The organism is Bacillus sp. 05T31 (assembly GCF_056396725.1).
On record NZ_JBFTMA010001018.1, the window covers coordinates 1 to 1,103 of the forward strand.

A 1,103-nucleotide genomic window follows, 5' to 3' on the forward strand; every position below is an offset into this window, starting at 1 on the left:
GTTTTAGACGTAGAAGCAGGATCAGCAATTTTAGTAGAAGCAAATTCCGGAAAAATTTTATATCAAAAAAATGCAGATGAATTATTAGCAATTGCTAGTATGACAAAAATGATGAGTGAATACTTAGTTCATGAAGCGGTGGATAAAGGAAAACTTAAATGGGATCAAAAAGTTAAAATTTCTGAATATGCATATAAGATTTCGCAAGATCGCTCATTATCAAACGTTCCATTAGAAAATGGTGGCTCTTATACGGTCAAAGAGTTATATGAGGCAATGGTAATTTACTCTGCAAACGGTGCAACAATTGCTTTAGCTGAAGAGATTGCTGGAAAAGAAGTCAATTTCGTGAAAATGATGAACGATAAATCAAAAGAGTTTGGAATGAAAAATTATAAATTTGTAAACTCTACAGGTTTAACAAACCATGATTTAAAAGGACATCACCCAGAAGGGACAACTCCAGACGAGAAAAATAAAATGTCCGCAAGAGATTGTGCGATTTTAGCACAACGTCTTATTCAAGATTTTCCGAAAATATTAGATACAGCAAAAATCCCTAAAAAAACATTCCAAAAGGGTGGCAAGTATCCGATTGATATGACGAACTTTAACTGGATGTTAAAAGGCTTAATTAAGCAATACGAAGGTGTAGATGGGTTAAAAACAGGAACTACTCCAGAAGCCGGAGATTGTTTTACTGGTACAGTAGAAAGAAACGGTATGCGTCTAATCTCTGTAGTTATAAAAGCAAACTCTCATACAGCACGTTTTGATGAAACAAAGAAATTATATGATTATGGATTTGCGAATTTTGAAGTGAAGAAGGTCTATGGAAAAGATTCAGTAGTAAAAGGTCATGAAACAGTGCGAGTAGCAAATGCAAAGGACAAAGATGTAGTTGTTCAAACGAAGCAAGSTGTTTCACTTCCAATGCCAAAGGRCARCAAAGACGTTTATAAAAAAGAATTTAAAGTATCGAATAARGAACAAGAAGCGCCTATTAAAAAAGGTGTAACAATTAGTCAAATGATTATATCGCCTAAAGATATTACAGATCCTGGGTTCTTATCAGGTAAATCATTACAAGTAGACCTTGTAAC

At 33.9% G+C, this 1,103-nt stretch carries 1 protein-coding gene; it reads left to right on the plus strand.

Annotated elements, in window-relative coordinates:
- Positions 1-1,103, plus strand: a 1,103-nt coding sequence (locus AC1DJR_RS30910) for a serine hydrolase (RefSeq protein ID WP_477004353.1), incomplete at both ends; no start/stop codon positions are given.